6 protein-coding genes and 1 pseudogene are annotated in these 7,611 nt (G+C 74.6%); 4 read left to right on the top strand and 3 right to left on the bottom strand.

Annotated elements, in window-relative coordinates:
• Nucleotides 1–159: 159 nt before the first annotated feature.
• Nucleotides 160–2,379 carry a RecQ family ATP-dependent DNA helicase gene (locus CNO22_RS24125; protein ID WP_100501799.1) on the bottom strand — a complete coding sequence of 740 codons (2,220 nt, stop codon included), beginning with the start codon at nt 2,377–2,379 and terminating at the stop codon, nt 160–162.
• Between the two features lie 81 nt (nt 2,380–2,460).
• Here CNO22_RS24125 and CNO22_RS24120 point away from each other — a divergent pair, with 81 nt between their 5' ends.
• From CNO22_RS24120 to CNO22_RS24105, 4 genes are all read left to right on the top strand, one after another.
• A complete protein-coding gene (locus CNO22_RS24120; RefSeq protein WP_100501798.1) occupies nt 2,461–3,279 on the top strand; it encodes a PHP domain-containing protein in 819 nt (272 codons plus the stop codon).
• Nucleotides 3,280–3,323: 44 nt separating this feature from the next.
• Entirely contained in the window at nt 3,324–4,274 is a 951-nt protein-coding gene (locus CNO22_RS24115; RefSeq protein ID WP_100501797.1) for a carbamate kinase, read from the top strand.
• 25 nt (nt 4,275–4,299) lie between these two features.
• On the top strand, nt 4,300–5,403 hold the full coding sequence (bar, locus tag CNO22_RS24110) for a barbiturase (RefSeq protein ID WP_100501796.1): 1,104 nt from the start codon (nt 4,300–4,302) through the stop codon (nt 5,401–5,403).
• A 198-nt stretch (nt 5,404–5,601) separates the two neighbouring features.
• A complete protein-coding gene (locus CNO22_RS24105) occupies nt 5,602–6,858 on the top strand; it encodes a Cache 3/Cache 2 fusion domain-containing protein (RefSeq protein WP_100501795.1) in 1,257 nt (418 codons plus the stop codon).
• 137 nt (nt 6,859–6,995) lie between these two features.
• On the opposite strand, the gene CNO22_RS24100 is transcribed toward CNO22_RS24105, so the two are convergent.
• On the bottom strand, nt 6,996–7,283 hold the full coding sequence (locus CNO22_RS24100) for a Dabb family protein (protein ID WP_100501794.1): 288 nt from the start codon (nt 7,281–7,283) through the stop codon (nt 6,996–6,998).
• Nucleotides 7,280–7,611 (bottom strand): annotated as a pseudogene (locus CNO22_RS27965) (hypothetical protein); the annotation flags it as partial. The pseudogene CNO22_RS27965 and the gene CNO22_RS24100, both read right to left, overlap by 4 nt.

Below are 7,611 nucleotides of genomic sequence, written 5' to 3'. Positions count from 1 at the left end.
ATGGATGGAGGCGGCGCTGGAGAGACGGTGAGCGGCGGGGAGGAGGAGTCGGCGGGGTATAAGGGACGGGGCCCTCCAACGAGGGGTGGGGAGGACGGGCGGCCCCTCTGCAGGGACCCGCCGCGAGCCTGCGAGTGGCGGGGGCAGAGGGGTCCTCTCTCAGGCCGTCAGCGCAAGGGCGAAGGGCAGCACGCGCGAGGCGCCGGCCAGCCGCAGCTCCCGGCCGGCGACGGTCATCGTCCAGCGCGAGTCGGCGAGGTCGTCGACCAGCAGCACGGGAACCGGCCCCAGCCCGGCCAGCCGCTCCCGCAGCTCGGGGCCGACGACGAGCCGCTGCCAGACCCCCGCCAGCCGGAAGGCGCTGTTGCCGCCGGGCTGGCCGGTCGGCCCGCCGTGCGCGAGGGACAGCTCCCCCAGGTAGGGCAGCCGGCCGAGCCCGGCCAGCCCCTGCGCCAGCCCGGTGACCAGGCGCGGCCGCCGCCGGGAGGGGACGGCGACCACGGCGGCCGGGCGCTCGGCCCAGTCCCAGGCACCGAGTACCCGCGCGCACGCGCGCAGCAGCTCCTCGTCCGGCGGCACGTCCGACGGCGCCCGCCGCACCGGCACGTCGAAGGCGGCGTCCGGGTCCTCCTCCAGGGCGGGGGCCTCGAGGTCGACCACGCCGCCGACGCCGTCGTCCCCGAGCAGGGCCCGCAGCCGCTGACCCCAGCCGAGGTCGGTGAGCCGGGCGACGGCCCGCCCCGGGTCGAGCTGCTCGCCGGCCGCGATCTTGCCCTTGACCTCGACGCCGAGCCGGTCGGCGCCGGTCGGCCACTGGGCGCGCGGTGCGAGCTCCACGCCGGGGCGGTCGAGCGCCGCGGAGGCGGCCTGGGCCGCCCCCTCCGGCACGTCGGAGGAGTACCAGGGGCCGGCGCAGACGTCGCAGCGGCCGCAGGGCGCGGCGGTCGGGTCGTCGAGGGCCTCCTGGAGGAAGGCCATGCGGCACTGCGCCTCGTCGACCGGGCGCGCGTAGGCGATCATCGCCCGCTGCTCGGCCTCCCGGGTGCGGGTCACGCGGGCGTAGCGGTCGGCGTCGTAGACCCACGGCCGGCCGGTGGACCGCCAGCCGCCCTGTACCCGCTCGACCGCGCCGTCGACGGCGAGCACCTTGAGCAGCAGCTCCAGCCGGGAGCGGCGGACGTCGGCCACGGTCTCCAGCCGCGCCACCGACCACGCCTTCCCGTCGGCCATCGCCGACAGCACCGCGGCGGCGTGGTCCTCCCGCGGCATGGACGAGGTGGCGAACCACTGCCAGATGGCGAGGTCCTCGGGGCCGGGCAGCAGCAGCACGTCGGCGTGCTCGACGGCGCGACCGGCGCGGCCCACCTGCTGGTAGTAGCTGACCGGCGACGACGGCGCCCCCAGGTGGACGACGAAGCCGAGGTCGGGCTTGTCGAAGCCCATGCCCAGCGCCGAGGTGGCCACCAGCGCCTTGACCCGGTTCTCCCGCAGCGCCTCCTCGGCGTCCTTGCGGTCGGCGTCGTCGAGCCGGCCGGTGTAGGCGCGCACCTCGTGGCCGGCGTCCCGCAGCAGCGCGGCGGTCTCCTCGGCCGCGGCCACGGTGAGCGTGTAGACGATGCCGCTGCCCGGGAGGTCGCCGAGGTGGGCGGCGAGCCACGCCAGCCGGGCCCGGTCGGTGGGCAGCCGGAGCACGCCGAGGCGCAGCGAGTCGCGGGCCAGCGGACCGCGCACCGTCGTCACGCCCACACCCCCGGCGCCGAGCTGCTCGGCGACGTCGGCGACCACCCGCTCGTTGGCCGTGGCGGTCGTGGCCAGCACCGGCGTCCCGGCCGGGAGGGTGCCCAGCAGATCGCGGATGCGGCGGTAGTCGGGACGGAAGTCGTGCCCCCAGTCGGAGACGCAGTGCGCCTCGTCGACGACGAGGAGGCCGCAGCGGGCCACCAGCCCCGGCAGCTGCTCTTCGCGGAAGCGCGGGTTGGTCAGCCGCTCCGGGGAGACCAGGAGGACGTCGACGTCGTCGGCGGCGAGGGCCTTCGCGACGTCGTCCCACTCGGTGGCGTTGGCGCTGGAGATCTCGACGGCGCGGATGCCGGCGCGCGCGGCGGCGGCGACCTGGTCGCGCATCAAGGCGAGCAGCGGGCTGACCAGCAGTGTGGGGCCGGCGCCACGGCGGCGCAGCAGCGCCGTGGAGACGAAGTAGACCGCCGACTTGCCCCAGCCGGTCCGCTGCACGACCAGGGCCCGCTCGGAGCGCTCGACCAGCGCGGCGACGGCGGCGTCCTGACCCTCGCGGAACCCCGCGTCGGGCCGGCCGGTCAGCTCGCGGAGGACCGAGAGGGCCTCGGGGGCGAGGTCGGACGTCGGCGCGGCGGTGCTCATGGCTCCCGACAGTAGGCAGCGACGACGACAGGAGCGGTCGCCGCGCGCGACCTGGGGACGGAGGAGGACAATCCACAGGCGATGCGACCACCGGACAACCACGTGCACACCAGGTGGTCCTGGGACACCGCCGACTCCTCCACGATGGTGCGCGCGTGCGAGCGGGCGGTGGCCCGGGGCCTGCCCGCCATCGCCTTCACCGAGCACCTCGACTTCACGACGTGGACGCCGGAGGACCGCGCGACCGCCGAGGGGCTGGTCGACCGGCACGCCTCCCGGCACCTGCCCATCGACGTCGAGGGCTACTTCGCCGAGCTCGAGGAGTGCCGCGGGCGCTTTCCGGAGCTGCGGATCTGGTCGGGGGTCGAGACCGGCGAGCCGCACCTGTTCGCCGCCAGCGTCGCCGCCCACCTGCGCGACTCCCCCGTCGACCGGGTGCTCGGCTCGCTGCACTCGCTGAGCCAGGACGGCCGGCTCCACGGCGTGGGCCGGCTGCTCTATCCCGATCCGGACACGACGATGCGCCGGTACCTGGCCGAGGTCGTCGACATGGTCGAGAACAGCGACGTCTTCCAGGTGCTCGCGCACGTGGACTTCCCGCGGCGCTACTGGCCCGGCGGCAGCGACCGGTACGCCGAGAAGGACTACGAGGAGGAGTACCGCGCGGTGTTCCGGGCGCTGGCCGGCACCGGGCGGGCGCTGGAGGTGAACACGACCAGCCCGCTGGCCTCGGTCGACCAGGTGCGCTGGTTCCACGAGGAGGGCGGCGAGGCGGTCAGCTTCGGCAGCGACGCCCACCAGCCGGCCGGCGTCGGCCAGCACTTCGACCTCGCGGTGGACGTCGTGGAGGCGGCCGGCTTCCGGCCCGGACGGGACGCCTTCGACTTCTGGCGTCGCTGAGGAGTTACTTCAGCGCTGAGAGATCTCCGGCTAGGGTCGCCGGGGTGACCCCCGGCCGCGTCGTCATCGCCCTCGGGGGCAACGCGATGACCGGGCCGGACGGCTCGGCGACGCCCGGCGCACAGCGCGACGCGATCGCGGCGGCCTGCCGGCACGTGGCGGAGGTCGTGGCCACCGGCGTCCCCGTGGTGCTCACCCACGGCAACGGCCCGCAGGTGGGCAACCTGCTGGTCAAGAACGAGCTGGCCGCGCACGAGGTCCCGCCGGTGCCGCTGGACTGGTGCGTCGCCCAGACCCAGGCGACCATCGGCTTCACGCTGGCCGACAAGCTCGACGCCGCCCTGGCCGTGCGCGGGCTGCCGCAGCGCACCGCCGCTCTGGTCACCCGCACGCTCGTCGACGCCGACGACCCGCACTTCCGCGAGCCCTCCAAGCCGGTCGGCCGGTTCCTCCCGCGGGAGCAGGCCGAGCGCTCGATGGCCCACGGGCAGGTGTGGGAGGACCGCGGCGCCCGCGGCTGGCGGCGGGTCGTCGCCTCGCCCGAGCCGCGGCGCGTGGTCGACGTCCCGGCGGTCGAGGCGCTGCTCGCGGCGGGCTTCGTCGTCGTCTGCGCCGGCGGGGGCGGCGTCCCGGTGGTGGACGACGGCACCGGCGGCGCGCTGCGCGGCGTCGAGGCCGTGGTCGACAAGGACCTCACCGCCGCCCTGCTGGCCCGCGAGCTGGGCGCCGGCACCCTGGTGATCGCGACCGACGTCCCCCGGGTGCTCGTCGGGTACGGCACCCCCGCCGCCCGGCCGCTGGGCCGGGTCACCCCCGCCGAGCTGCGCGCGCACGCCGCGGCCGGCGAGTTCGCGCGCGGGTCGATGGGCCCCAAGGTCGAGGCCGCGCTCCGCTTCGTCGAAGGTGGCGGCACGCGCGCCGTCGTCACGTCCCTCGAGCACATCGCCGACGCCGTCGAGCGCGACGACGTCGGCACCACCCTCACCGCCGCCTGAACGCATCCCGAGAGAAGAGGAAGCCGTGCCCGCACCGATCGAGGTCCGCAAGGTCCCGCTGCACAACGTCAGCGACGCCAGCGAGCTGGCGAAGCTCATCGACGACGGCGTGATGGAGGCCGACCGGGTCGTCGCGGTCATCGGCAAGACCGAGGGCAACGGCGGGGTCAACGACTACACGCGGATCATCGCCGACCGGGCCTTCCGCGAGGTGCTGCTCGAGAAGGGCAGCCGGTCCAAGGAGGAGGTCGGGGAGATCCCGATCGTGTGGTCGGGCGGCACGGACGGCGTCATCAGCCCGCACGCGACGGTCTTCGCCACCCTGCCCGAGGACGCGGTGGAGAAGACCGACGAGCCGCGGCTGACCGTGGGCTACGCGATGAGCGACGTGATCCTGCCCGAGGACATCGGCCGCATCGCGATGGTCGAGAAGGTCGCCGACGGCGTGCGCCGGGCGATGGCCGAGGCCGGCATCACCGACCCGGCCGACGTCCACTACGTGCAGACGAAGACGCCGCTGCTGACCATCGAGACCATCCGCGACGCCAAGGCCCGCGGCAAGGACACCTACTACGACGAGCCGCACGGCTCGATGGACCTGTCCAACGGGACGACGGCGCTGGGCATCGCGGTGGCGCTCGGTGAGATCGAGATGCCGAGGCAGGAGCAGGTCATGCGCGACCTGTCGCTGTTCAGCGCGGTGGCGTCCTGCTCGTCCGGCGTGGAGCTCGACCGCGCGCAGATCGTGGTCGTCGGCAACGCCCGCGGGCACGGCGGCAACTACCGCATCGGCCACTCGGTGATGAAGGACGCGCTCGACCAGGACGGCATTTGGAACGCCATCCGGGACGCCGGCCTCGAGCTGCCCGAGCGCCCGCACCCCTCGGACCTCGGCGACCGGCTGGTCAACGTCTTCCTCAAGTGCGAGGCCGACCCGACGGGCTACGTCCGCGGCCGGCGCAACGCGATGCTCGACGACTCCGACGTCTTCTGGCACCGCCAGATCAAGGCGACCGTGGGCGGCGTGGCGGCGTCCGTGACCGGCGACCCGGCGGTGTTCGTGTCGGTGGCGGCGGTGCACCAGGGGCCGTCGGGGGGCGGCCCGGTGGCCGCGATCGTCCGCGCGTGACGACAGGGGCACCGCGGCGGGCCCTGCCGAGCGGGGAGCGGACCGGAGCGCGGAGTCCCGCCGTGAGCACGTGACTCCCGTCCTCTCTCACCGGGTGTGCGGCGCGCCTCACAGCCGGTGACGTCGGACGACCTACCGTGGACACGCACCGGCCGGTCCGGTTCCGGTGCTCCCACCGGATCGGCCCAGGAGGCACGAGTGCGCAGGTCGTCCGTGCAGGAGACCGTCCTGCCCGAGCCCCGGCCGGCGCCGGTGCCCCCGCCGGCCCCCCGACCAACCGCGAGCCGGGCGCGCCGGCGGTTGGAGCGCGAGGGCGGGGCGGACGACGCCGCCCAGCGCGCCGGGGTGCTCGCCCAGGCCAGCCGGGAGGTCTCGGACACCTCGCGGCAGGCCGCGGAGTCCCTCGCCGAGCTGCGCTCCGCGATCGGCGACATCGCGGAGTCCACGACGCTCGCCTCGGCCGTCACCGAGGAGGCGGTCCGCGACGCCCAGGCCGTCGACGAGCGGATCGCCGCCCTGCAGGGGGCGACCGACGCGATCACCGAGATCGTCCGGCTGCTGTCGGCGATCAGCCAGCAGAGCCGGTTCCTGGCGCTCAACGCCTACGTCGAGGCCGCCCGCGCCGGTGAGGTCGGCCGCGGCTTCGCCGTCGTCGCCGACGAGGTCAAGCAGCTCGCCGAGCGCACCGCCCGGGCCGCCGGCGACATCGGCGCCCAGGTCGAGGCGGTCCACCGGGAGACGCGCTCGGCCGTGGACGTCGTCTCGCGGATCACCACGACGCTGGGCTCCATCGCCGCCGCGCAGGACACCGTCGCCGCGGCCGTGCAGCAGCAGCGGGCCGCCACCGACCGGGTCGTCGAGAGCGTCGAGCGGGCCGCCGGCGGGTCCGCACGGATCACCGAGGCGGTGGCCGCGCTCGCCGACGACCAGCGCGAGGCCTACGTCCGCCGGGCGCTCGCCGTGGCCGAGGACCTGCTCGCCGAGGCCGGCGGCGTGCAGCTCGGGGACGGCTGCCGTCGGCTCACCGTCCGCGACCAGGTCACCGGGGCGACCCGGGACGTCGAGCTGCCCGACCTGCTCCTCGGCGGCGTGCCGCTGACCCGCGACGACGACCCGCGCCGTCCCGCGCCGCTGGTCGACGAGGTGGTGGCGCTGGTGGGCGGCAGCTGCACGCTGTTCCAGCGGCTGGACCGCGACGGCAGCATGGTCCGGGCGGCCACGACCGTCGTCACCGCGCAGGGACGGCGCAACGTCGGCAGCTACATCCCCCGCCGCACCGCTGACGGCAGCGCCAACCCGGTGCTGACCGCCGTCCTGGCCGGGCGGACCTACACCGGCGAGGCGACGGTCGCCGACCGGCCGTACTTCACCGCCTACGAGGGCCTGCACTCCGTCGACGGCGAGCTGGTCGGAATGCTCTACGTCGGGCTGCCGCTGGACGCGCTGCCCGGCTGAGCCCGCTCGGGACGCACGGTCGGCCGAGTGCGCAGTTGCGGTCGGGGACACGCGACGACACGCCGTCCCCGGCGACCGCAACTGCCCACTGGGCGGGGTGGGCCGCCCCGCGGACGGTCAGGCCCGGCTGGGGCCGCTCAGACCTGGAACTGGACCCGCGCGATCTCCTCGCAGACCGGGTCGAACATCTCCCGCCGGATGCGGTTGTGCTCGGCCTCGGCGTCGTACATGCGGTAGGCCTCGGCGTCGACGAAGTCGCTGGTGATGGCGAAGCTCCAGGCGCCGGGGCGCAGGCCGGCGTCCAGGCCGACCCGGACGTCGACCAGCCCCTCCACGGGCAGGGCGACGATGGCGTCGAGCGCCTCCTGGACGAGGGCGGGGTCGGTGCCCGGGCGCACCCGGCCGACGACGACGTTGCGGATCACCGGCCCAGTGTGAACCGGACCGGCCCGGACCCGCGCTCCAGGCGCAGATACCGGGGCGGGACGGCGTCGACCAGCCACACGCCGTTCGCCGAGCGCGTGAAGACGGCGCCGTCGCGGGCCATGCCCGCCGCGTCGACCCGGAGGACGACTGTCTCTTCTCCTCCTCTTTCGCTTCCCTCCTCTCCTTTCCTCTCCTTCTCCTTTGTCCCCTTTTCCTTTCTCTCTTTCTTTTCCTTCTCTTTTCTTACTTTTCTCTCTTTTTTTTTTTTTCTCTTTTTCTTATTTTTCTTTCTTTCTCTTTCTTTTTTTTCTCTCTTTTCTTTCTTTT

The sequence above is a fragment of the Geodermatophilus chilensis genome, assembly GCF_002802985.1.
Classification (GTDB): domain Bacteria; phylum Actinomycetota; class Actinomycetes; order Mycobacteriales; family Geodermatophilaceae; genus Geodermatophilus; species Geodermatophilus chilensis.
This window is presented reverse-complemented; position numbering and strand designations above follow the sequence as displayed.